This is a genomic window from Opitutales bacterium, from assembly GCA_013215165.1.
In the GTDB taxonomy this organism is placed as follows: Bacteria; Verrucomicrobiota; Verrucomicrobiia; order Opitutales; family JABSRG01; genus JABSRG01.
Window position 1 is genome coordinate 1 of the sequence record JABSRG010000135.1, and the last position, 1772, is coordinate 1772.

1 protein-coding gene is annotated in these 1772 nt (G+C 55.8%); it reads left to right on the plus strand.

The genetic code is table 11. The features are described from left to right. The first annotated feature begins 320 nt into the window (after positions 1-320). Entirely contained in the window at positions 321-1571 is a 1251-nt protein-coding gene (ltrA, locus tag HRU10_15345) for a group II intron reverse transcriptase/maturase (protein NRA28608.1), read from the plus strand. Positions 1572-1772 lie beyond the last annotated feature (201 nt).

Consider the following 1772-nt stretch of genomic DNA (forward strand, 5'->3'; position numbering starts at 1 on the left):
ATCATAGAGTTGAGGACGTTTGGGCATGGTTGGAGTGGGAACGTTCCGAAGGAAGTATATGTAAGTGGTGAGAGCTGCCCGGGCAGGCAGAGCTGTGTGCACATGCACAGGGCTCACTCGGTGCAGCAGTCAGAGCCTCCATATGAGCGAAGAAGTCTGGTAACTCGGATGGAGCAAAGGGAGGCAGGAAAGTGAATGCTTCAAGCGACAGTCGTTGCGAAACCACACCTGCGTCAGTTCCGGCCTCAGGGTCGGGTAAGCAAGCGGGAGACAGCCTGTGGCAAGATCACAAGGCTCAACGCGGCGTCTGGAGCGAGAAGATGCTAAGGACCCTCGCAAGAGGGGTAAAAGGCGGCAAATGGTTCAGTCTGATAGACAAAGTTTACTCAGACCGCACTTTGTCGCTGGCTTGGGAAAAGGTGAAGTCCAACGCAGGGGCCTGTGGCGTGGACGGCATCACGATAGCACGTTTTGACAAAGACAGCCAAACTCGGTTGCTCGCCGTGAAAGAGCGCCTCAAAAACGGCAGCTATCAACCCAAGCCCGTGAAACGGGTTCATATCCCCAAAGCTGGCAGCAAGCAAACGCGCCCCTTGGGCATCCCGACGGTCACCGGCCGCGTGGTGCAACAAGCGTTGCGTATGCTAATCGAACCAATCTTCGAGCATCGCTTTGCCGATCACAGCTATGGGTTCCGACCCGAACGCAGTTGCCGCGACGCGCTTAGGCGCGTGGACGGACAACTTGCCGAAGGCTACACACACATCGTAGATATCGACATCCAAGGCTACTTTGACGCCATTGACCAGACGCGGCTCATGCAGCTGCTGGAAAATGACGTCTCAGATGGCCGTGTGTTAACGATTATCGAACGCTTCCTCAAGGCGGGCGTGTTGGAGAACGGAGAATGGGATCCTAGTGACACTGGCACGCCACAAGGCGGGGTCATCAGTCCACTGCTGTCCAACCTCTATCTCGATGAACTCGACCACCTGATGGAATCGACCGGCTATGCGATGACTCGCTATGCCGACGACATGGTGATCCTCTGCCAAAGCGCAGCCGAAGCGGAGATAGCACTCCAGCGCGTGCGCCACTGGATGGAGCAAGTCAAACTGACGCTGCATCCTGAGAAAACCCGCATCGTGGATATGCAGGAAACCGAAGCTTACTTCGACTTCCTCGGCTATCGCTTCAAACGGAGCCGTCGTGGTCGGATAATCCGGCTGGCGCGCCCGAAAAGCGAAGCGAAGCTACGAGATGCCGTGCGCGAACATACACGTCGCTGCAATGGCTACGGCATGACAACGATCATATCGCTGCTCAATCCGAAACTGAAAGGTTGGTTTGGCTACTTTAAGCACGCTTATTGGAGTCAACATCGCGACCTGGATCAATGGATCCGCATGCGTCTTCGTAGTATCTATCGCAAGCAACATCGCAAACGTGGCTGCGGACGTGGCACTGATCATCAACGCTGGCCAAATCGGCACTTTACCGAGCTGGGCCTGTTCAGCCTGCAAACAGCGCACAGCGAAGCCGCTAGTCTCCGTAATGGAGTAAAGCACTAACCGGAGAGCCGGATGCGGGAGAACCGCACGTCCGGTTCGGAGGGAGGGGTGGAGTCAATCCTCCATTCCTACCCCTATCAACAGAGGCAGTTGGGGCAATCTCCCCGCTGTTTCAATTGCACCCGGTTTCGTGGAGGATTGCTAGACAGCCAGGCTCTCGCATAGCTTAAACTGATAACCATTCAAGTTCGATGTGCAGGG

What these genes read in the sequence shown, in the direction of transcription:
- ltrA (NRA28608.1), top strand. Translation starts at nt 321, where the DNA reads ATGCTAAGGACCCTCGCAAGAGGGGTAAAAGGCGGCAAATGGTTCAGT.